Below are 21,926 nucleotides of genomic sequence, written 5' to 3'. Positions count from 1 at the left end.
CCGCGGCACTTACCGCTTCCGGCAAGGCCGGGAAGAGTCGAGGCAGCCGGCAACACCACCGGCTCAACGGAAGGAAAAACTACATGTCCACTCATTACCGCCGCCACTACGCCGACGGGTCCGCCGCGCTCGCCGCTGGCCGTTCTGCCGCACGGGAGCACCGAACCAGCATCCACCGCCCGGGCGCGGCTGGAAACAGTTCCCTGCCAGCCAACCTGGTGGAACTGTACCCGGGCCTGAAGGTTCCATCCAGCCCCAATCGGGGTACGCGGCTCCTGGGATCGGAGGCGGGAACGGCAACGGCCGAATACGCCATAGCCACTCTCGCTGCCGTGGGCTTTGCGGGGCTGCTGGTCTTCATCCTCCGCAGCGAGGAGGTCCGCGGCTTCCTGCTGACCCTGATCCGCACGGCGCTGGCCCTGCCATGACCGTCGCGCCGGCCGTACTCCCGCCTGTTGGTCCGTGCGCCACCGCGCCGGGCCGCCGGCAGCCCCAAAGATCACGCAGGTTCCCGTTCGGTCCCGGACGGGAGGAGTCGCGCGGCGCCGTGACGGCCGAGTTCGCCGTCACGCTGCCTGCGGTCCTGCTGCTGTTGGCCATGCTGCTCTCAGGTGCCTCCGCCGGGGTCACCCAGTTGCGGCTGGAGGAGGGAGCACGCGCCGGTGCCCGGGCCCTGGCCCGCGGTGATGATTCAGCCACTGTGGAAAAAATCGTCCATACCCTGACGGGCGGGTCCGCGTCGGCGGCGGTATCGGCCGACGGGGAGTGGCTCAACGTCACCGTCAGCGGCCGCGTGGGCGGCCCCCTGGGATCGTCCATCCCCTGGTTGCTCACTGCCAGGGCCTCCACCCGCACCGAGACGGCCGGATGATGCGTGCTGCGCCGTCGGGGTGGGCACCTGGTCGCCGCTCCTACCGGGTGTTGCTCTACTCGCGTCGGGCGGGGCTGGAGGATTCAGGCTTGCATCGGCGGGCCCAGGCCGGAGGCCGGGAGCGCGGTTCCGGGACAGTTTTGGCGTCCGGCCTCGCCCTGGTGGTGATGATGGCCATGGCGCTGATGCTGCTGCTGGCACAGTCGGCCGTCCTGGCAAGCAGGGCCGCGTCCGCTGCCGACCTCGCGGCGCTTGCGGCGGCCGATGCCCTCCGGGGCGTTACTGACGGGGAACCCTGCACCGTTGCGTCCCAGGTTGCCGCCCGGCATGGGGCCACGGTCCTTGGCTGCGCCGAGGGTGCAGGGCAGACGGTCGAGGTCAGGACGGAACTGGTGGAGCGGACCGTGTTCGGGACAGCAACCGGGCGTTCGCGTGCGGGTCCGCCGCCCTGAGCCTCGGTTACTTGCCCTGAGCATGCCCCATCAGCGCTGGGCTTCCATCCTCAGGGAGCTGGCCTCGGTGGCGTCTTTGAGCAGGACGTCGAGGAGGGACACCGCGGCGGCCTTGTCCAGCGGGTTGTTCTTGTTCCCGCATTTCGGTGACTGGACGCAGGACGGGCATCCGGAATCGCACTCGCAGGCCTTGATGGCGTCCCGGGTGGCCGTGAGCCACACCTTCGCCTTGTCGAAACCCCGTTCCGCGAAGCCCGCGCCGCCGGGATGCCCGTCATACACAAAAATGGTGGGCACCCCGGTGTCCGCGTGCAGGGCCGTGGACACGCCGCCGATGTCCCACCGGTCGCTGGACGCTACCAAGGGCAACAGGCCAATGGCCGCGTGCTCCGCGGCATGCAAAGCGCCGGGAAACTGCGCCTCGATCAGCCCCGCCCCGGTGAGGGAGCGGTTGTCCACCACGAACCAGACGGCCTTGGTAAAGAGATCGCGGGCACCCAGTTCCAGCGGTTCCTCGCCAAGGATCTCATTGGAGATCAGGGCCTTGCGCTGGAAGGAGACCACTTGCGTAGTGACCTTGACATCACCGAAGTGCACGGAAACGTCGCCCCATTGCACCGTGCGCTGCGTCTCCAGCACCTCGATCTGCGTGACGTCCCGGGCGGTGGTGTAGTAGTCGGGATTGGCGCGGCGCACCATCACGCAGTGGTCATCTTCATTCAGGTCCTCCACCACATAGCTGTCACCCTGGTGGATGTAAACCGCACCGGTGTGGGCCTGGTAGTGGGTCTGGGGGGAATCCATGGTTCCGAGGAGGGACCCGGTCTCGGCATCCACGATGCTCACCGGCCCGCCGCCGTCGGCCCGCAGGTTCACCATGGCCGCCGCGCTTTGGGAGTGTGTCCAGAACCAGCCCGCGGGCCTCCGGCGCAGGTACCCCTGGGTTACCAGCCGGTCCAGGAGGGACTCCGCCGTGCCGCCGAAGAGACCGAGCTCGGCAGGACCCAGTGGAAGTTCCGCCGCCGCGGCGCACAGGTGCGGGCCCAGCACATAGGGGTTCGAGGGGTCGAAGACAGTTGCCTCCACGGACACATCGAAAATCGCTTCGGGATGGTTCACCAGGAAGGTGTCCAGGGGATCATCGCTGGCGACAAAGGCGGCGATGGCGTCCTGTCCTGCCCTGCCCGCCCGTCCGATCTGCTGGAACAGGGACGCGCGGGTGCCGGGCCAGCCCGCCACCAGGACCGCATCCAGGCCGGAGATGTCGATCCCCAGTTCCAAAGCGGAAGTGCTCGAAACGCCCAGGAGCCGCCCCGAGCGGAGCGCCTTCTCCACCGCCCGCCGTTCTTCGGGAAGGTACCCGGAACGGTAGGCAGCCACCCGCTCCGGCAGGCTGGGATCCACCTCGTCCAGGAGGCGTTTGGTGATGGAGGAGATCGTCTCCGCCCCTCGCCGGGATTTGATAAAAGCTATGGTGCGCACTTGGGCCGACACCAGGTTCGCCAGCAGGTCTGCGGTTTCAGCCACCGCCGTCCGCCGCTCCTTGGCACCGTTCTCGCCCCGCACTTCGGTCAGGGCGGGTTCCCAGAACGCCACCGTAGTGGCACCGTGCGGCGAGCCGTCCTTGGAGACGGCCTTCACCGGAGCCCCGATCAGCCGGGCGAAGGAGATTTCGGGGTCAGAGGCGGTGGCAGAGGCCGCGATGAAGACCGGCTCCGGATAGTTCGTGCCCGCACCGTAGTACGCGCAGATCCGGCGCAGCCGTCGCATCAGGTTGGCCACGTGGGAACCGAAGACACCCCGGTAGCTGTGGGCCTCGTCAATGATCACGTAGCGCAGGCGGCGGAAGAATCCGGCCCACCAGGCGTGGTTGGGAAGGATCCCGAAGTGCAGCATGTCCGGGTTGGCAAGGATGAAATTGGCGTGGTCCCTGATCCAGCGGCGCGACGCGGGATCGGTGTCGCCGTCGTACGTTTCCGCCCGCACGGTGGGCAGCTGCAAGGCCCTGATGGCATTGAGCTGGTCCGCGGCGAGGGCCTTGGTGGGGGACAGGTAGAGCGTCACGGCGCCGTCGTCGTGGATCTTCCCGGGCTCGGCCAGCACCCGGAGTTCGGAACGGTGGATGGCATCCAGGGCCGGGAGCTGATAGGCGAGCGACTTTCCCGACGCGGTTCCGGTGGCCACCACAACGTGTTCGCCGGCGTGGGCAATGCCGGCTGCTTCAACCTGGTGCCGGTAGGGCTCCTGGATGCCCAGGGACCCGTACGCCGCAACCAGGTCCGGATGCACCCACGCAGGCCAGGGCTCATGCTCGGCCTCGCGGGCCGGAATAGTGCGGACATGACGCAGCTGCTCCGGATCCGGGCCGCGGCCCAGCAAAGGAATCAGGGAGTCATGGGGGTTCACCCCAACATTGTTTCACCCGGCAGGGTCTTGAAGGCCCCGGTTCGCCACAGGGGTAAACAGGCTCAGCTCAGGGAGAGGTCGGAGCCGTCGTGGGAAGCGGACAGCATGAGGACCCGGGACACGGTGGTCCAGCCGAGGTGCGAATAGAGCTTTTGGCCGTCCGCGGAGGCCAGCAGAAGCCCTTCCTGCACGTCGTGCTCGAAGGCCTTGGCTGCCAGGGCCCGCATGATGAAGCTGCCCAGGCCCCGGCGCTGGAAAGCCGGTTCCGTGATGATCTTGTCGAACACTGCGGTGTCGCCCACCACAAAAACCCGTCCGCTGGCGGCCAGGGTGTCGCCGGAACGGACCTCTGCGTAGTGGACCCCGTTCTGCGCGGACGTGGTCCAGGTCAGTTCGTCGTCGGAGAGCCAGGGATCCTCGGCGTCCTGGGTCTCCATGTCCACGATCATCATCGCCTGCGAGTCGGAGGTGACATTGAGCCCGTGCCTTGCGGCGAGGGCGGAATAGCGGGCTGTGTCATTGGTGAGGATGGTGAGGACCCTGGCCGGGACTTCCGCTGTCCTGGCAGCCAGGGCCGCGAACTCATCGTCCGTGGGCTCGGACGCGAAGAATTCCCACTCGCCGCTGGTGTCAGCCCGAAGCACAGCGGGAAAGCGCCCCTCGGTGGATGTCCTGTAGCCGCGGCAACCGGCCCAGCCTGCCACCCACACCTCAAGAAGGCCAGTGATGTCTTCAACCATGGTTTCCGGGGTCATGGGATGAGACTATTCCAGCCCGATCTTAAGCAACAGGGGGTGGCACAGAGCTTATGCAATCGTGATGCGCCGAAACCACCAGGAACCGTCCCGGACGCTGGAGCGGACCCACAGGCACCTGCCCGCGGACCGTGCCGGTACCCTTAAATACGTGGCTTTGAACCGAATTGTGCTTTTTTACGGCTTTACCCCGATAGCGGACCCGGAGGCGGTACGCCTCTGGCAGCGCGCGCTGTGCGAGAAGCTCGGCCTGACCGGGCGCATCCTGATCTCCAAGGACGGCATTAACGCGACAGTGGGCGGGGAGATCGGCGCCGTGAAGCAGTACGTGAAGACCACCCGGGAGTACAAGGGCTTCCGCGGCATCGACGTGAAATGGTCCGACGGCGGCGCGGAGGACTTTCCCCGGCTCAGCGTCAAGGTCCGGGACGAGATTGTCTCCTTCGGCGCGCCCGGGGAACTCACGGTGGATGGGAACGGCGTGGTGGGCGGCGGCATCCACCTGAAGCCCGAGGAACTGCACAAGCTGGTGGACAGCAAGAAGGAGGCCGGGGAGGACCTGGTCTTCTTCGACGGCCGGAATGCCTTCGAAGCCCAGATCGGCCGCTTCAAGGACGCGATCGTCCCCGACGTCGCCACCACCCACGACTTCATCACGGAGCTGGAGTCCGGCAAGTATGACGACCTCAAGGACAAGCCCGTAGTCACCTACTGCACCGGCGGTATCCGCTGCGAGGTGCTCTCCAGCCTTATGGTGAACCGGGGCTTCAAGGAGGTCTACCAGCTGGACGGCGGCATCGTCCGCTACGGCGAGGCCTTCAAGGACCAAGGACTCTGGGAAGGCTCGCTCTACGTCTTCGACAAGCGCATGCACCTCGAGTTCAGCGAAGAAGCCAAGACCATCGGCAAGTGCACGCGCTGCGCAGCGCCCACCAGCAAGTTCGAGAACTGCTCAAACCCGAGTTGCCGCACCCTCACCCTGTACTGCGCCGACTGCGCGTCAAGCCCGGAAACCCTGCGCTGCCCCGAAGGGTGCGCAGCCTAGGGAACAGGATCTGAGAGAAGCCGCAGCCGGTAGGCGTAGTTCGCGCCCGTCCTGGCTTCCACCCGGATGGTGAGGGCTGTTTCCGAGGAAAGGTAAATGACGTTTTCCCGGTTGATCCCGCACCGAAGCCCCAGGTCCACCAGCGTAAGTGACTCGCTGCGGACAGTGAAGGTCACGCGCCGCTGGCTGCGGCACGCCAGGGCCAGGGCATACGTGCCGGTCCCCAGGACGGGCGTCGACTCGGTCCGTACCTCCCCGGCTGCAATGAGCCCCGACCTGGCGTGGGCCACCGGTTGTCCCGTGTCCGGCAGTGTCCGGGCCACCCACGAACCAAGTTCAGCCTCGCTGACGGGGTCGTTCTGCAGCGGGTCGCGCGTGAACACCGGCCCCGGGAGCCGCGTTGCCTCTGCCTCGACGGGCCCGGGCAGGTTCCGGCCGTCGTCGTACGTATATTCGCACCCTCCAAGCACCATCGAGGCGGCCAGCGCAGCAATGACGACGGCGGCGCGTGGCTTCCGGGCCGGCGGTACCGGGGTTGTGCGAACGTGGGGCGTCCGCACGGTACAAGGCGCGGAGGCGATCCGCACGCTGGGCATAGTCAGACTGTATGCCCGCCGCCGCCGGCGGGCCAGAGCCGAAAGTACCGTTATCCGGCGGGATCCAGCCGGTACGCGTAGATGAGGGGCGCGTCCACGCTCGAAGCGCTGATTTCCAGTTTGCCGGCCTGGGGCAGCGCGATTTTGGTTGTCTCCCGGCTGCCATTGCACGCGGCTCCCGCGTCCGCCAGCATTGCCCCATTAAGCGACACGGCGAAGAACGCCTTTCCGCCGCCATCGCACGTCGCAGTCAGGACGTAGCGTCCTGCCGGAACATCCGCGGCTTCCTTAACAATGCGGTTCCGGTTGAGGATCTTGCCGGCGTCCTCGACGACGGCGCCCGGCGCAGAGGGCAGCGCGGTTGCCTGCCACTGTGGAACGTCCGCGTTCTCGACCGACACCACCGGGGAGCAGCCGGCCAGGGCAAGGGCGGCCGCGCCTGCCACTACTCCGGACCATGGGAAAAGGCGGGCGCGCCCCGGACGCTGCAGCCGGGCGCGCAAAAGGACGGCAAAACGGGAAGGCATGGCTCCACGCTACCCCGTCTACGCCGCCGCAAGGCCCCGCAGCCCGCCGGACTAAACTTGAGCGGTGCCTGAATCCCCATACGAGTTCACCGCCGGCAACACACCGGACGCGCCCCGCAGCGACCAGCCGGAGCTCCTCGCGGCCCTCGCCGCAGACCTGCGCAAGCTGGACTACACGCCCGACGGTGTCGCCCGGCTCCTGGGCCCCGCCGCCTCCGCTGCCCTGGACCGGGACCAGACCATCCCCGCCCTGCTCGCCGCCGACCGGGCCGTGCGGCAGGACGAAGGAAACAAGGCGCTCGCCGCCGTCGTCCGCCTCTGGCTCCTCGCCGAGCCGCAGGCGGTGGAAACGCTCGACGCCGCCCTCCCGGGCATCCGTGCTGAAGGCCTGCTCACGCTGGGGCTGGTGGAGCCGGTTCCCGGCCCGGGGCTGCTGGCAGCGAAGGTGGACCTGCGGCCCTACGGCTGGGACGGCACCCCGGGGGACGCCACGAACGGCAGCGGGGGCGTGGAACTCTGGGTGGCGAGCGACCTGGCGGCCCACCAGCAGGAAGGGGTGCTCCGGCACGACCACGTCCTGGGCATCGGCCATGCGTCCACCACCCTGGTGCAGACCACCGTCCGGCGCCTCACTGACCGGGCATTGGACCTCGGCACGGGCTGCGGCATCCAGGCGTTCCACCTGCTCCAGCACTGCCGGCACGTCACCGCAACGGACATCTCCGAACGCGCCCTGGCCTTCACCCGCTTCAACATCCTCCTTAATGCCGAGGCGCTTTCTGTTGATCCGGCGCGGCTTGGGGACCGGGTGAGCCTACGCCTCGGATCGCTCCTGGACCCTGTGGCGGGGGAGGAGTTCGGGCTGGTGGTGTCCAATCCTCCGTTCGTGATCACCCCCCGCAGCGCAGGCGAGGACGCGGCAGGACAGTTCACCTACCGCGACGGCGGCCTGCCGGGCGATGAGATTGTCTCCTCGCTCGTCAAGGCACTGCCGTCCGTCCTCGCGCCTGCCGGAACAGCCCAGCTTCTAGGCAACTGGGAGGTCATTGCGGGAACGTCATGGCAGGAACGGCCGCAAAGCTGGGCCGGTCCAGGCATTGACGCCTGGTTCATCCAGCGCGAGCAGGTGGGGCCGGAACAGTACGCGGAAACATGGCTCCGGGACGCCTCCGAGGGCCGGGACCGGCAACACTACCGGGAGGCTTACGCGGCCTATCTTGCAGACTTCGAGTCCAGGAACGTGGAAGGCATCGGCTTCGGCATGGTCTGGCTGCGCCGCCCGGTTGAACCCGGGCAGGCCGCCATCAGCCGGTTTGAGGAAATCACGTACCCCATCGAGCAGCCGATCGGACCCCACCTGGGGGCCGCCGTCGAACGTGCTGACTGGCTGGCCGCGCACGCGCTGGAGGACGCGCACCTGCTGGTGGCAGAGGACGTCACGGAGGAGCGCCACCAGCGGCCGGGCGCCGAACACCCCGGTGTGATCCTGCTGCGCCAGGGCGCAGGGCTGCGCCGGACCAACCTGCTCAGCACTGAGCTCGCCGGCTTTGTTTCAGCCTGCGACGGCGACCTGACGGCGGGGCAGATCGCCGGGGCGCTGGAGGCGCTGCTGGGCGGCGGGGAAGGGTTCGACGCCGCCTCCTTCCGGGCCGGGCTGCTCACCGAGGTGGCCAACCTGGTGCGGGACGGCTTCCTGATCCCGGCAGCGGAATAGGGCGGGGATCCGGGCGCTGAAGGCCGTCCGGCCAATCCCCCTCTTTTCCACATGGATGCGCACATTTCTGCAAAATATGGTGAACTAGGCCAGTATGGGCGCATCTGCCCGAGCAACCTTTTTCTGTAGGAGCACCGTGCCAAGCAAGGCCAAAACCGGCAAGAAACTCGTGATTGTGGAGTCTCCGGCCAAGAGCAAGACCATCGCCAAGTACCTCGGCGAGGGCTTCATCGTAGAGGCCTCCATTGGTCACATCCGCGACCTTCCCCAGCCGTCCGAACTCCCCGCTGAGCTGAAGAAGACCTCGGTAGGCAAGTTCGCCGTCGACATTGACCACGACTTCAAGCCGTACTACGTGGTGTCCCCGGACAAAAAGAAAAAGGTGACTGAGCTCAAGGCCGCGCTCAAGGACGCCGACGAACTTTACCTCGCAACCGATGGGGACCGCGAGGGCGAAGCCATCGCGTGGCACCTGCTCGAAGTGCTCAAGCCCAAGGTCCCCGTGTACCGGATGACGTTCGGCGAAATCACCAAGGAAGCCATCCAGCGCGCCATGGGCAACCTGCGCGACGTCGATTCCGCCCTCGTGGATGCCCAGGAGACCCGCCGCGTCCTGGACCGTCTCTACGGCTACGAAATTTCCCCGGTCCTGTGGCGCAAGGTGGCCCGCGGCCTGTCCGCCGGCCGCGTGCAGTCCGTGGTGACCCGCATGGTGGTGGACCGGGAGCGCGAGCGGATGGCGTTCAAGGCCGCCTCGTACTGGGACCTCACCGGCCAGTTCGGCGCAGACGCCGGGTCCTTCAAAGCCAAGCTGGCCGCCGTGGACGGCGCCAAGGTGGCCAGCGGGCGGGACTTCAACGACGACGGCGTCCTCACCTCGAAGAACGTCGCGCACCTCAACGAGGAGCTGGCAACCTCCCTTGCAGCAGGGCTGCAGGACGCCGAGTTCCGCGTCCGGTCCGTTGATACGAAGCCGTACACCCGCCGTCCCGCCGCGCCGTTCACCACTTCCACCCTGCAGCAGGAAGCAGGCCGCAAGCTGCGCTTCTCCTCCAAGAGCACCATGCAGGTGGCCCAGCGGCTGTACGAAAACGGCTACATCACCTATATGCGTACGGACTCATCGGCCCTGAGTGATGAAGCTGTCACGGCCGCCCGCCGCCAGGCTTCGGAGCTGTACGGTCCCGAATACATCCCGCAGTCCCCGCGCGTGTACACCGGCAAGGCAGCGAACGCGCAGGAAGCACACGAGGCCATCCGTCCCGCCGGCGACTCCTTCCGCACCCCGGCCCAGGTGGCCAAGCAGCTCTCCGGCGACGAATTCCGGCTCTACGAACTGATCTGGAAGCGCACCGTCGCCTCCCAGATGGCTGACGCCAAGGGCTCGACGGCGACCATCCGGCTGGGTGCCGTCGCTGCGGACGGGCGTGACGCTGAGTTCTCCGCGTCCGGCACCGTGATCACGTTCCCCGGCTTCCTTGCCGCCTATGAGGAAGGCAAGGACGAGACCCGCGGCGACGACGATTCGGACGAAGCCCGCCGCCTTCCCAATGTGGCCAAGGGTGATTCGCTGGCCGCATCCGAGATCGTGGCGGTTGGCCACGAAACCTCGCCGCCGCCGCGCTACACGGAAGCCTCGCTGACGGCGGAGCTGGAGAAGAAGGGCATCGGCCGCCCGTCCACCTACGCCTCCACCATCTCCACCATCCAGGACCGCGGCTACGTCCGGAAGCAGGGCTCGGCCCTGGTGCCCAGCTGGATCGCCTTCTCGGTGATCCGCCTGCTGGAGCAGCATTTCAGCGACTACGTGGACTACGAGTTCACCGCGGACATGGAAGGCGACCTGGACAAGATCGCCAACGGGCAGGCCGTGGGCGCTTCCTGGCTGCGGCACTTCTACTTTGGTGAAGATTCCGATCCGGGCCTGCTGAGCATCGTGAACAACCTCGGCGAAATCGACGCGCGGGAAATCAACTCCATCCCCATCACGGACCAGATCACGCTCCGGGTGGGCAAGTTCGGCCCGTACCTGGAAAGCTCCGCAGCCACGGTTGACCCGAAGACAGGCGAGATCGTGGAGTCGGCCCGCGCCAACGTGCCCGAGGACCTCGCGCCGGACGAGCTGACCGCCGCCAAGGCCATTGAGCTGATGGAGACCGCCGCCCCCGAGGAACGCGTGCTGGGCACGGACCCGCACACCGGGCACACCGTCGTCGCAAAGAACGGCCGCTACGGCGCATACGTCACCGAGGTCATCCCCGAGATGACCGAGGAACAGATCGCCGCCCAGCCGGTGGAGTACTACAAGAACGGCAAGCCCAAGCCGCCCAAGAAGCCGGTCAAGGCCAAGCCGCGCACAGGCTCGCTGTTCAAGTCCATGACCGTCGAGTCGGTGACCCTGGACGAGGCGCTGCAGCTGATGAGCCTGCCCCGGGTCCTGGGCGAGGACGCCGAAGGCAACCTCATCACGGTGCAGAACGGCCGGTTCGGGCCCTACCTGAAGAAGGGGACGGATTCCCGGTCCATCGGCTCCGAGGAGGAGATCTTCACCATCACGCTGGAGCAGGCGCTGGAGATCTATTCCCAGCCGAAGCAGCGCGGTGCCCGTGCCGCCGTCCCACCGCTGGCGGAGTTCGGCCCGGACCCGGTGTCGGAGAAGAACATCGTGGTGAAGGAAGGCCGCTTCGGCCCCTACATCACGGACGGGGTCACCAACATCACCGTGCCCCGCGCTACCTCCCTGGAGGAACTGACCCGCGAACAGGCCGTGGAACTGCTGGCGGAGAAGCGTGCCAAGGGTCCGGTGAAGCGCACTGCCGCCCGCAAGGCGCCGGCCAAGAAGAAGGCAACGGCGAAGAAATAGCGCAGGTGGCCCGCATGCCAGCACATATGTTTGCATGCGGCATCGGATCGTGATCGGGTAGGGGGATGACTGAACAGCCCGGAATTGATGACACTACGCCCCTGAACGACCTCGAGGAGAAGCTCGCCAAGGGCGGGCAGCCTGATGCGAGCCCCGTGGACGTCATCCTGTCCTTCCTGAACAGCGAGGTCTACATCATCAGTTCGGACGGCATCGAGGGCGAGGACTCCCAGGTGGAGCCGCTGGTCCTGGGCAATGCCGACGGCGACCCCGTCCTTGCCGTCTTCTCGCACCCCAGCCGCGTGGACCAGCAGTACCTCGAAGCGGCGCCGAACGTGCTTGGCACCCAGGGCGCAGCCATCATCGCGAACATCGGCGACGAGCTTGGCATGGTCATCAACCCGGGCGCGGCGTACGGGTTCGAGATCAACCCCGAGGGCGTGGCCAACATCAAGCGCGACTTCAAGCGGGCCGACGAGCAATAATGGCACCATGCGGCTAGGCGTCCTCGATATCGGGTCAAACACTGTCCATCTCCTCCTGGTGGATGCGCACCCCGGCGCGCGGCCAGTGCCGTTTGCCTCGCACAAGCGCCCCCTGTCCCTGGTCCAGTACCTGGAACCCGACGGCAGCATCAGCGATGCCGGCCAGCACGAGCTCACCGAATTCGTGCTGGAAGCCTGGGAGTTTGCCGCCAGGCACAAGGCCGAGGACCTCCTGGCCTTCTGTACGTCGGCCATCCGCGAGGCCACCAACGGCCCTGAGGTCCTGGCGCGCGTCAAGCACGAAACCACCGTCACGCTGCAGGAGCTCACCGGCAGCGAAGAAGCGTCAATGACCTTTTTCGCCGTCAGGCGCTGGCACGGCTGGGGCGCGGGGCCCATCCTCAACCTGGACATCGGCGGCGGCTCCTTCGAGATGGCCTTCGGCCAGGACGAGCTTCCGGAAGTCGCCACCTCCGTGCCGCTGGGTGCCAGCAGGCTCACCCGGGACTGGCTGTCCGAGGACCCGCCGACGGCCAAGAGCGTCAAGGAACTGCGGCGGTACATCCAGGCCACCCTCAAGCCCGCCGTGCGGGAATTCGACGGGCTGGGCCGTGCCAACGTTGTGGCGGGAACATCCAAGACTTTCCGCTCCCTTGCCCGGATCGCCGGCGCGGCCCCGAGCGCGGCCGGCCCGTACGTCAAGCGGGAGCTCCATGCAACGGACCTTGGAGTATGGGCGCAGCGCATCTCGGCGATGAAGGCCGAGGACCGCCTGCACCTGCCGGGGGTTTCCGAGGCACGTGCCCACCAGCTGCTGGCCGGCGCACTGGTTGCCGAGGCCGCGCTGGAGCTCTTCAAGTTCAAGAAACTCCGGATCTGCCCCTGGGCCCTGCGTGAGGGCCTGATTCTGCGCAGGCTGGACCAGCTGGTGTTTTCCGGGCCGCTGGAGCCCGCCCCCCATGTGGCGGCGCCGCAGGTCGTGGAAGCCCCGGCGTAGCGCGCTGCGGACCGCGGGCCCATGGCGGACGTCAAATCCCGGCAGGCCGTTAAAGGCGGAAGCACCGGGGTCCGCAACAGGAAAATGGGGGAAAACCTGTTGCCGACCACCGGTGCCCTGGCAGGAATCCCCATCCCTGCCGCATCACTCGCACCCTCAATGAGGTAGTTACTACGTTAGGAGCCCAACTTGTGAGGCACCTGCGCCTTACATGTGAGCCAGCTGTGAGTGTTTTTTAGTGAGTTCCCCGAAGAAAAGGATGTCCACCTCCTGGTCATCAAGTTCGGCACCGGCAGGGCCCAACTGTAATGATGGAGCCATGAGCAACCGAATCGCCTTCCTGGGCTGTGGATCCATGAACGAAGCAATTCTGAGTGGCCTGCTGGAAGCGGGGACGGACCCGGCGGACGTCGTCGCCACGGTCCGGCGTGCCGAGCGCGCCGCGGAACTCGCCGAGCGGCACCACGGGGTGACCGCGATCGCCGGTGAGGAGGAGCCGGACAACAACAAACAGGCAACCAAGGGATCCGGCGTCGTCATCCTTGGCGTCAAGCCTGTCGGCATCATTGAACTTGCCCGTGAGATCAGCCGCTCCCTCTCGCCGACCGCCGTCGTGGTCAGCGTGGCTGCCGCGGTGTCCATCGCCCAGCTCGAGGCCGCCCTGCCGCCGGGGCAGCCGGTAGTCCGCGCCATGCCCAATACTCCCGCGAAGCTGGGCCGCGGCGTGGTGTCCGTGTCGCCGGGGACGAACTGCACGCCCGAGCAGCTTCAAAGGGTCAAGGACGTCCTGCAGGGTGCGGGAACGGTGGTGGAGGTCCCCGAGGAGCAGGTGGACGCCGTCTCGGCCATCAGCGGCTCTGGACCCGCCTACGCGTTCTATCTGGCGGAAGCGATGGCGGCAGCCGGCCGGGAATTGGGCCTGGATGCCGAACTGTCCCTTCTCCTGGCCAGGGAAACCGTGGCCGGAGCCGGCTATATGCTGGCCGAGCCCGGTGCGGATCCATCAGCGCTGCGCAGGGCCGTGACCAGCCCGAACGGCACCACCGAACGGGCCATCGCCACCTTTGACGAGCGGGGCCTTCCCGCCATCATTGTGGCCGGGGCCCGCGCGGCTACGGAGCGGGCAGCCGAAATCACCAAGCAGCTCGGCTAATCCCCAGGTCAAGGCCGGGCAGCGAACCGTTCCAGCAGGTCCACGTGGCCGGACACGATCAGCATGTCCCGGGAGGACACCTTGGTCTCCGGACGGGCATACGTGAAGTCCTCGCCGGGCGACTTCACGCCCACGATCGTCACGCCGTACTTGGAGCGGACCTTTGACTCGTCCAGGGTGAACCCCACCGTTTCGCGCGGCGGGTACATTTTCACGATCGCGAAGTCGTCGTCGAACTCGATGAAGTCGAGCATCCGGCCGGACACCAGGTGGGCTGCCCGGACGCCGGCGTCGGCCTCCGGATAGATCACGTGGTTGGCTCCGATCCGCGTGAGGATCTTGCCGTGCGAGGGGGTAATCGCCTTCACCCACAGGTGCTCGATGCCTAGGTCCACCAAGTTGACAGTGATCAGCACGGAGGACTCGATGGACGTGCCCACGCCCACGACGGCGGAGCTGAACTCCTGTGCGCCGAGTTGGCGGAGCGCATCGATGTTGGTGGCGTCGGCCTCCACCACGTGGGTCAGCAGCGGGGCCCACTTCTGCACCAGGGACCGGTCCCGTTCAATGGCCAGGACTTCCCGGCCCTGCTTCACCAGTTGTTCTGCCGTGGATGAACCGAAGCGGCCCAGCCCGATCACCAGCACTGGAGCGTTGTGGGCGGGGCGCCGTGGGGCGTCTGGGGAACTAGCCAATGATGGGCCTCTCTTCGGGATAGTGGTACAACTGGCTGCGCTGGCGGAGGGCCAGGGCGGCCGCAAGGGTCACGGTGCCGACGCGGCCGGCGAACATCAGGCCGGCAAGGACGTAGACGCCCGCCGGCGCCACCTCCGCGCTGAGGTTGGTGCTGAGCCCCACGGTGGCGAAGGCTGAAATGGTCTCGAACAGCACCCGGTCCAGGGACGCCCCGCTGATGTGCAGCAGGAGGAAAGCGGAGACGGACACCAGGGTGGCGCCAGCCACAATCACGGAAATCGCAACGCGCATGGTGCCCTGCGGGATGGTCCGGCCGTACACCTGCACGTCGGCGTCACCCCTGGCCTCGGCCACAATCGCCAGGAACATCACGGCGATGGTGGTGACCTTGATGCCGCCGGCGGTGGATGCCGAGCCGCCGCCGGCAAACATCAGCGCGTCGGTCAACAACATGGTGGTGGATTCCATCTGGTTCTGGTCCACCAGGTTGAAGCCGCCGGAACGCATCATGACGGAGGCAAACAGGGAGTGCGTCACCTTGTCGCCCAAATTCATGGTTCCGATGGTCCGCAGGTTGTCCCACTCCATCAAGGCCCACAGGAAAGTGCCGGCAAACAGGAGGATGAAGGACACCTGGATGGTGAGCTTGGTATGGAGATTCCATTTCTTCCAGTTAAGCCCGTTCTGCTGCAGGACCATCACCACGGGGAAACCGAGGCTGCCCAGGAAGACGCCGAGCATCAGCGGCACCAGGATCCAGAGGTCCGTTTCGTAGGGCACGATGCCGTCCGAATGCGGGGTGAAACCTGCGTTGTTGAAGGCGGAGATGGAGTAGAAGATGCCGTGCCAGACTGACTGCCAGAACGGCTCACCCAGGGTGAGGAACCGCGGGACCAGGGCCAGCGCCAGGATCCCTTCGATCACCACCGATGTTGTGATGACGATCCGCAGCAGGGTGCCCACCTCGCCCAGGCGGCCTGCGTTGTTCATGGATTCCGCCGCGATGATTTTGCCCCGCACGCCCAGCCGCTTGCTGACCATCAGGGCCAGCAACGAGGCCAGCGTCAGCGTGCCCAGGCCTCCGATGAAGACGCCCACCAGGATCACCAGCTGCCCGAAGAAGGACCAGTGGACCGCCGTCGACACCACCGTCAGGCCGGTGACGCACACGGCCGAAACAGCCGTGAACAGCGCCTGGTGGATCGGGGTGGGGGTGCCGGCGGCGGAGGAGACCGGCAGCGAGAGGATGAGGGTGAACACCAGGCACACGGCGGCGAACACGGTCAGGGCGAGCCTGGCCGGGGAGGTGTTCGCGATGTCGTCAATGAAGTCGCGCAGCCGCGTAAGGATCCAGAGGCCTTCCCGCTCCTGCGCTGCGGGATGCCAGCTGGCCGGGTTCCGGGGCCTCGACTGGCTTTGCGTCATGTGTGGCTTTTCCTCGGTCGAAACTGCTTCCCTCAGTAGTAAACCACTAATGCCGGCGTAATGGCCGGGCAGGAGGGGCTGCCGCCTCAGGTAGCCTGTGATTGATGACATACCTCCCGGGTCTCAGCCAGCCCGCGCCCCCAACGGTGGTGGCGTGGAGTTCCGACATGACCGCCTACAATTTCGGCCCGGGCCATCCGATGGCGCCGGAGCGGATGGACCTGACGGCCCGCCTGGCCGGCAGCCTCGGATTGTTCGGCCTGGACCACGTTGCGGTGGAAGCGCCCGAAGTGGCGGACGACGCCGATCTGGAGTCAGTGCATTCCGCGGACTTTGTTGCGGCGGTCCGCAGGGTCAGCGCCAACCCCGGCGAGCCCGACGAAGCCCGCGGGCTGGGCACCGAAGATGATCCCGCCTTCGCGGGCATGCACGAGGCCGCAGCCCGGCTCGCCGGCGGTTCGCTGCTGTCCGCCTCCCGGATCCTGGACGGCTCCGCGCTGCACGCGGTCAACTTCGGCGGCGGCATGCACCATGCCGCCCGCGAGCGGGCCAGCGGGTTCTGTATCTACAACGACGCTGCACTTGCCGTGCAGAAGCTGCTCGACGGCGGGATTGGCAAGGTGGCGTACATCGACGTCGACGCCCACCACGGGGACGGGACGGAGAGCATCTTCTGGAATGATCCCCGCGTGCTCACCATTTCGCTGCACGAGAGCGGCCTCACGCTCTTCCCTGGGACGGGATTCGCCAACGAGATCGGCGGTCCGCAGGCCGAAGGGACGGCGGTCAACGTAGCTCTGCCCTCGGGGACGGGGGATGCCGGCTGGCTCCGGGCGTTCCACGCGGTGGTGCCGCAGCTGGTGGCCGCTTTCCAGCCGGAGGTGATCGTCAGCCAGCACGGGTGCGATTCCCACCGCAACGACCCGCTGACGCACCTCAACCTCAGCGTCGACGGGCAGCGCGAGGCCGCATCCGCCGTCGGCAATCTTGCCGCCCGCCACTGCGGCAACCGCTGGATCGCCACCGGGGGCGGCGGGTACAACGTCACGGACGTGGTCCCGCGGTCTTGGAGCCACCTGATTGCCATCGCGTCAGGGCGGCCCGTGCCGCTGCGAACGCCCGTCCCCGAGGACTGGCGCGCCTATGTGCTGGCGAAGTTCGGCACGGACGCCCCCCTCCTGATGGGCGATGACGTGGAGCTCTGGTGGCGGTCCTGGGAAGTGGGCTTCGACCCGAACGATGCCGTGGACCGGACCGTCATGGCTACGCGGAAGTCCGTCTTCCCGCTGCATGGGCTGGACCCGTGGTTTGACTGACTACGGGGTCAGCTGCTGGGCTTTTCCGTCTGGAACACTACCCCGGCGGCACCGATGAGCCAGCCCAGCAGGGACAACGCGAACGCGCCGATCAGGTCTGTGGATGCGGTCCCCTTGGCCAGCCAGAGGAGCAGGACAGCCAGGCCCACCGCGAGGTAGACCACGATGGCAGCGACGATCCGCCCCGACAGCCTGGCCGTGACCTCGGAAGGATTGAAGGCCACGGTGCTGGCCGTGGTCCCCGGTCCTGATGGCCTGCCCGGCTCGCGCTGGAGCTCGTCCCGGCGGACCTCGGCGATGGTGAATCCTAAGGCTGACGCTGTCAGTGAACTCAAGGACGTGGCGAGCACTCCGGCCGCCGTGACCAGGGCTCCGTTGAGGGGCGGCGCGACCGTCCGCCCGTCCGGCACCCAGAATCCGACGCGCAGCAGCACCGCGCCCCAGACCGCTACAAAAAGGCCCAGGAACACGAACGCGATGATGTTGAACAGTTGCTGGCGAAGGAATTCCATCACCACCCACCCCTCTAGGCCAGTGTGGCCGCTGCCGGGATATTTGGGCAGCAGTGACACCGTTCTAGCACTGCCGCGAAACCTGGGCAATGGGACCGATACCGGCCGAAATAGTTGATGCCTTTCGGCGTATATGTCGCTAGGGTGGGAGGCATGGTGACAGACGACGTATTTGCCGTCATAGCGGAATCGACCCGGCGGGACATCCTGGTCTCCCTCCGTTCCGGAGACAAGGCCGTGGGCGAACTGGTGGAGGAACTGGCGGCCAGCCAGCCCACTATCTCCAAGCACCTCAAAGTCCTTCGCGAGGCCCAGCTGGTGAGCATGAGGGCACAGGGCCAAAAGCGCTACTACGCGCTGAACCGTAAGCCGCTGGAGGGGATCGCCAGCTGGCTGGAAACGCTCGACGTCGGTTCGGCGGCGCCGGCGCCAGCAGCGGCAGCCAGCCCGGCCCCGGCCGCAGCCACTGAAGGCCAGCAGCCTGAAGCTGCCCCCGCACCGGCCCGAAAGGCGGCAGCCGCACACAAGGAGCCCGCTACTGCCGGGGCAGTGGCGGCCGAGGCCGTGTCCGCCGGAGTCCTGGCGCCGGCCGGGGCAGAGCTGAGTCCCGCCGTCGTGATTCCTGGCGGAACCTCGGCGCCGCTGAGTGACGACAGCGTCCCCCAGCAGATCGGCCGGACCGTGGGCCGCGCCGCCACCAAGGCAGCCGACCTCCTGGCCAACCTGCCCAAGTTCGGCCGCAAGAAATAGCCGCCAACCCCAAGTAGGTAGCGCCAAGTGTCGTTTTGAACCGTCAAAACGACACTTAGCGCTACTCAGTTGGGCGGGCGCCTACTTGTTGAGCACCCGCACGTGGTCCGGGGTAAGTTCCGAGACCTTGCTGACGCCCAGCAGCGCCATGGTGCGGGCCATGTCCTTCTCGAGGATCTGCAGCGTGCGGTCAACTCCGGCCCGGCCGCCCGCCATCAGGCCGTAGAGGTAGGCGCGGCCGATCAGCGTGAAGTCGGCGCCCAGGGCCAGGGCTGCCACGATGTCCGCGCCGCTCATGATGCCGGTATCCAGCATGATCGCCGCATCGGTGTTGTCCGCGGTGAACGCCTGTTTGACCTCGGGGAGCAGGTGGAAGGGGATGGGTGCCCGGTCCAGCTGGCGGCCGCCGTGGTTGGACAGGATGACGCCGTCCGCGCCGTGGTCAACAACCCGGCGGGCGTCCTCAACGGTCTGGATGCCCTTGACCACCAGGTTGCCCTTCCAGGTTTCGCGCAGCCAGTCCAGGTCCTCGAAGGTGAGGGTGGGATCGAACATCGAGTTGATCAGGTCCGCCACCGTGCCGGTGTACCGCGAGAGCGAAGCGAAGGTCAGCGGCTCGTGCGTGAGGAAGTTGAACCACCACGCGGGACGGTAGGACGCATCGAGAACCGTCTTGAGGGTCAGCGCCGGCGGGATGGTCATGCCGTTGCGGACATCGCGGAGACGGGCACCGGCCACGGCGGTGTCCACAGTGACCATCAGGGTATCGTTGCCGGCCTTGGCGGCCCGCTCAATCAGTTCCAGGGAGCGGTCGCGGTCCGTCCACAGGTACAGCTGGAACCAGTTGCGGCCGTTCGGGGCGGCGGCGGCAACGTCTTCAATGGAGGCCGTGCCCATGGTGGACAGGGTGTAGGGGATACCGGCGGCCTCTGCTGCCTGGGAGCCGGCGTACTCGCCCTCGGACTGCATCATCCGCGTGAAGCCGGTGGGCGCGATCCCCACCGGCAGGCGGGACGGCTTGCCCAGGATCTCGGTGCTGAGGTCGATCGCGGAGACGTTCCGCAGGATGCCGGGCCGGAATTCGATGTCCAGGAAGGCCTCGCGTGCACGGCGGAGGGTGATTTCGCCTTCGGCGGCGCCGTCCGTGTAGTCAAAGGGCGCCTGCGGGGTGCGGCGCTTGGCGATGTCCCGCAGCTCCCAGATGGTGCTGGCCCGCTTGAGCCGGGCTTCCTTGCTGAACCCTGGCTTCTTGAACTGCATCAGCGGTGCCAGGTCCGAGTACTTCGGGAGGCGGCGCTTCAGCGCTGCCGGCACACCAGCGGCGGCCGGTGCAGTTGCCGGCGCCGGCGCGGCCGGAATGTCAGTCGCGTCCGGGGCGGGTGTTGCTTCCGGGTTATTGGGCTGGATGGTGTGGGTCATGGCGTCCTCCATTGGGCGGGCAGGTCCGCGTCCGGGACCTCCTATGGTCTAACCACACTGTAGGCCATGTGGTCCAACCACATCAAGTACCATTTCCCTATGCGGACGCACCAGCTTGTTTTGTCATGGATCGAGGAAGAGCTTGCCGAGGGCAGGCTGACCGTGGGCGGCCGCCTCCCGGCTGAGCGCACGCTGGCGGAACAGCTGAAGGTGTCGCGAACGTCCGTGCGCGAGGCGATCAGGATCCTTGAAGCCATGGGCGTGGTCCGGGCCGGGGTCGGCTCTGGCCCGGAGGCGGGGACCGTGGTCATTTCGGATCCGACGGCGGCCCTTGGCTCCGCCCTGCGGCTGCACGTTGCCACCCAGCACCTCCCGGTAGCCGACATCGTGGAGACCCGGGTGCTCCTGGAGTCATGGGCGGCGTCCAAGGCCAGGCCAGATGCGCCGGAGCTGGCGACGGCCGGCGCGCTGCTGGACGAGATGGCCGAGGAGGGGCTCGCCGTGGACGACTTCCTGGCCCTGGATGTCCGTTTCCACCTTGCCCTGGCGGACGCTGCCGGCAATGCAGTAGTGAGCGCCATGATGGGATCGCTGCGCGAATCCATCCAGGGGTATGCCGCGCAGCTCACGTCCAACCTCCCCGACTGGGAGGACACGGCCACGCGGCTGAAATCGGAGCACCGCGCCATCCTCGCGGCGATCAGGAATGACGACGGCGAACGCGCGGCAAAGCTCGTTGCTGCCCACATCCAGGGGTACTACAGGGAAGCGGGGCTGAATCCGGCGGAGGCCCGGCCGGCTCCGTGAACGGGCGTCAGCCGTGCACCACAGTGCGGGCGGCTTTGGCCGGGCCTGTGCTGGCCCGCACTTCGAGCCGCGGCTGGTAGCGGCTGCCGGGAGCCTGGCTTTCTTCGTTGCGGATGAGGGCCCGCAGCTGGTGCCAGGCCTGCGCCCCAAGCTCAGTGATGGGAACCGCTGCCGTGGTGAGCGCCGGCGTCGTGTATTGGGCAAAGGGGATGTCATCGAACCCGGTGACGGAGATGTCGCCGGGGACGTCCAGGCCGCGTTCGTGCAGCCCGCTCATCAGGCCCATGGCAACGAGGTCGTTGAACGCCAGGATCCCGGTGGCGGCGCTATCCAGCACCGCGTCCACTGCCCCATGGCCGGTATCGAAATCGGAGCCTCCTTCGAGCATGGTGACCTCAACCTGCGGGTGGGCGGCCTTGAACGCCTCCAGGCCTTGGAGCCTGAGGTTGTTGGAGGCACTGCGGGGAGGCCCTGCCAGGAAGGCGAGGCGCGTATGGCCGAGCTCCACCAGATGTTCGGCGATGGCCTGCACGCCTTGGCCATAATCCACCACCAGGCTTGGGACATCCGCGGCTGCCGTGGTGCGGTTGATGAGCACCAGCGGGCGCAGTGAGGGGGCAATTTCCTCCAGTTCGGCGTCGCTCATGCGCGGTGCGCACAGGACCAGGCCGTCGCAGCGCCGGCGGGCTTCACCCGCAAGGATTGACTCCTCGCTGGAGACTTCGAAGGAGTCCGCGATCAGGACACGGTAGCCGTCCTCGGCCGCCGCACGGCTCAGCCCACGGAGGATGGCCTGGAAGGTGGGGTTGGCCAGGTCCGGCACCACGATGCCGATGGTGTCGGTCTTGCCGAGGGCCAGGCTTCGGCCCACCGGGTTGGGCTGGTACTTGAGTTCAGCCGCAGCCGCCCTCACTCGGGCAGCGATCTCAGGGTCAACAGTGAAGTTGCCGTTCATGACGCGCGAAACCGTGGCGTGCGAGACGCCCGCCTTCACGGCAACATCCGCGATGCCGATCCGGCCGGAAGCCGATTTCCTGACCATGGCTGGCCCCTTCCTTTGCGTCGGAGCCGGCAGGCCTGGGCGCAGTTCCGCTGGCAGGGGGACCCGGCCAACTCCGTGTCGACGTTCTCGTCAAA

At 67.1% G+C, this 21,926-nt stretch carries 21 protein-coding genes; 12 read left to right on the top strand and 9 right to left on the bottom strand.

The window, feature by feature from the left end; translation table 11 throughout:
- Positions 1-83 precede the first annotated feature (83 nt).
- The 3 genes from KTR40_RS15415 to KTR40_RS15405 all read left to right on the top strand — a co-directional run bounded on the left by KTR40_RS15415 (position 84) and on the right by KTR40_RS15405 (position 1,323).
- Positions 84-428 (top strand): DUF4244 domain-containing protein, encoded by a 345-nt coding sequence (locus tag KTR40_RS15415; protein WP_228404298.1) that lies wholly within the window; start codon positions 84-86, stop codon positions 426-428.
- 119 nt (positions 429-547) lie between these two features.
- Positions 548-871: a TadE family type IV pilus minor pilin gene (locus KTR40_RS15410; protein WP_228404297.1), complete on the top strand. Its 324-nt coding sequence runs from the start codon at positions 548-550 to the stop codon at positions 869-871.
- Between the two features lie 89 nt (positions 872-960).
- Positions 961-1,323 (top strand): Rv3654c family TadE-like protein, encoded by a 363-nt coding sequence (locus KTR40_RS15405; RefSeq protein WP_228404296.1) that lies wholly within the window; start codon positions 961-963, stop codon positions 1,321-1,323.
- Between the two features lie 30 nt (positions 1,324-1,353).
- On the opposite strand, the gene KTR40_RS15400 is transcribed toward KTR40_RS15405, so the two are convergent.
- Both KTR40_RS15400 and KTR40_RS15395 read right to left on the bottom strand, forming a co-directional pair.
- Complete coding sequence (locus KTR40_RS15400; RefSeq protein WP_228404295.1) at positions 1,354-3,729, bottom strand: DEAD/DEAH box helicase; 2,376 nt, start codon at positions 3,727-3,729, stop codon at positions 1,354-1,356.
- A gap of 62 nt (positions 3,730-3,791) precedes the next feature.
- Complete coding sequence (locus KTR40_RS15395; protein ID WP_139030326.1) at positions 3,792-4,484, bottom strand: GNAT family N-acetyltransferase; 693 nt, start codon at positions 4,482-4,484, stop codon at positions 3,792-3,794.
- Positions 4,485-4,635: 151 nt separating this feature from the next.
- On the opposite strand from KTR40_RS15395, the gene KTR40_RS15390 reads away from it, so the two are divergent.
- Complete coding sequence (locus KTR40_RS15390) at positions 4,636-5,529, top strand: rhodanese-related sulfurtransferase (protein WP_228404294.1); 894 nt, start codon at positions 4,636-4,638, stop codon at positions 5,527-5,529.
- Here KTR40_RS15390 and KTR40_RS15385 read toward each other — a convergent pair.
- Positions 5,526-6,125, bottom strand: a complete 600-nt coding sequence (locus KTR40_RS15385; RefSeq protein WP_228404293.1) for a hypothetical protein — start codon at positions 6,123-6,125, stop codon at positions 5,526-5,528. The two genes, KTR40_RS15390 and KTR40_RS15385, sit on opposite strands and share 4 nt — an antisense overlap.
- Before the next feature lie 50 nt (positions 6,126-6,175).
- Positions 6,176-6,652, bottom strand: coding sequence for a hypothetical protein (locus KTR40_RS15380; protein WP_139030324.1), 477 nt, complete (start codon positions 6,650-6,652; stop codon positions 6,176-6,178).
- A gap of 64 nt (positions 6,653-6,716) precedes the next feature.
- Between KTR40_RS15380 and KTR40_RS15375 the strand changes: the two genes are divergently transcribed.
- From KTR40_RS15375 to proC, 5 genes are all read left to right on the top strand, one after another.
- Positions 6,717-8,366: a methyltransferase gene (locus tag KTR40_RS15375; protein WP_228404292.1), complete on the top strand. Its 1,650-nt coding sequence runs from the start codon at positions 6,717-6,719 to the stop codon at positions 8,364-8,366.
- A gap of 136 nt (positions 8,367-8,502) precedes the next feature.
- Positions 8,503-11,229, top strand: a complete 2,727-nt coding sequence (topA, locus tag KTR40_RS15370) for a type I DNA topoisomerase (RefSeq protein ID WP_228404291.1) — start codon at positions 8,503-8,505, stop codon at positions 11,227-11,229.
- Positions 11,230-11,294: 65 nt separating this feature from the next.
- Positions 11,295-11,714 carry an SseB family protein gene (locus KTR40_RS15365; RefSeq protein WP_228404290.1) on the top strand — a complete coding sequence of 140 codons (420 nt, stop codon included), beginning with the start codon at positions 11,295-11,297 and terminating at the stop codon, positions 11,712-11,714.
- A 7-nt stretch (positions 11,715-11,721) separates the two neighbouring features.
- A complete protein-coding gene (locus KTR40_RS15360) occupies positions 11,722-12,711 on the top strand; it encodes a Ppx/GppA phosphatase family protein (protein WP_228404289.1) in 990 nt (329 codons plus the stop codon).
- 319 nt (positions 12,712-13,030) lie between these two features.
- A complete protein-coding gene (proC, locus tag KTR40_RS15355) occupies positions 13,031-13,864 on the top strand; it encodes a pyrroline-5-carboxylate reductase (RefSeq protein ID WP_139030319.1) in 834 nt (277 codons plus the stop codon).
- A gap of 8 nt (positions 13,865-13,872) precedes the next feature.
- Here proC and KTR40_RS15350 read toward each other — a convergent pair whose 3' ends face one another.
- Both KTR40_RS15350 and KTR40_RS15345 read right to left on the bottom strand, forming a co-directional pair.
- Positions 13,873-14,511 (bottom strand): TrkA family potassium uptake protein, encoded by a 639-nt coding sequence (locus tag KTR40_RS15350; protein WP_171059109.1) that lies wholly within the window; start codon positions 14,509-14,511, stop codon positions 13,873-13,875.
- Between the two features lie 40 nt (positions 14,512-14,551).
- The gene (locus tag KTR40_RS15345; protein WP_139030318.1) at positions 14,552-15,985 is read right to left on the bottom strand and encodes a TrkH family potassium uptake protein; all 1,434 of its coding nucleotides are present in this window, start codon (positions 15,983-15,985) and stop codon (positions 14,552-14,554) included.
- A 104-nt stretch (positions 15,986-16,089) separates the two neighbouring features.
- Here KTR40_RS15345 and KTR40_RS15340 point away from each other — a divergent pair, with 104 nt between their 5' ends.
- A complete protein-coding gene (locus KTR40_RS15340) occupies positions 16,090-17,301 on the top strand; it encodes an acetoin utilization protein AcuC (protein WP_228404288.1) in 1,212 nt (403 codons plus the stop codon).
- Between the two features lie 8 nt (positions 17,302-17,309).
- On the opposite strand, the gene KTR40_RS15335 is transcribed toward KTR40_RS15340, so the two are convergent.
- A complete protein-coding gene (locus KTR40_RS15335) occupies positions 17,310-17,813 on the bottom strand; it encodes a hypothetical protein (protein WP_228406161.1) in 504 nt (167 codons plus the stop codon).
- Positions 17,814-17,966: 153 nt separating this feature from the next.
- Between KTR40_RS15335 and KTR40_RS15330 the strand changes: the two genes are divergently transcribed.
- A complete protein-coding gene (locus tag KTR40_RS15330) occupies positions 17,967-18,563 on the top strand; it encodes a helix-turn-helix transcriptional regulator (RefSeq protein WP_139030316.1) in 597 nt (198 codons plus the stop codon).
- A gap of 81 nt (positions 18,564-18,644) precedes the next feature.
- Here KTR40_RS15330 and KTR40_RS15325 read toward each other — a convergent pair whose 3' ends face one another.
- Positions 18,645-19,982: an alpha-hydroxy acid oxidase gene (locus KTR40_RS15325; protein WP_304940884.1), complete on the bottom strand. Its 1,338-nt coding sequence runs from the start codon at positions 19,980-19,982 to the stop codon at positions 18,645-18,647.
- A 99-nt stretch (positions 19,983-20,081) separates the two neighbouring features.
- Here KTR40_RS15325 and KTR40_RS15320 point away from each other — a divergent pair, with 99 nt between their 5' ends.
- Positions 20,082-20,789 carry a FadR/GntR family transcriptional regulator gene (locus KTR40_RS15320; protein WP_228404287.1) on the top strand — a complete coding sequence of 236 codons (708 nt, stop codon included), beginning with the start codon at positions 20,082-20,084 and terminating at the stop codon, positions 20,787-20,789.
- A gap of 7 nt (positions 20,790-20,796) precedes the next feature.
- On the opposite strand, the gene KTR40_RS15315 is transcribed toward KTR40_RS15320, so the two are convergent.
- Positions 20,797-21,831: a LacI family DNA-binding transcriptional regulator gene (locus tag KTR40_RS15315; protein WP_228404286.1), complete on the bottom strand. Its 1,035-nt coding sequence runs from the start codon at positions 21,829-21,831 to the stop codon at positions 20,797-20,799.
- Between the last annotated feature and the right edge of the window lie 95 nt (positions 21,832-21,926).

Source organism: Pseudarthrobacter sp. L1SW, assembly GCF_020809045.1.
Taxonomy (GTDB): Bacteria; Actinomycetota; Actinomycetes; order Actinomycetales; family Micrococcaceae; genus Arthrobacter.
Note: the sequence above shows the minus strand (reverse complement) of the source record. Positions and strands in the feature narration are given on the sequence as shown.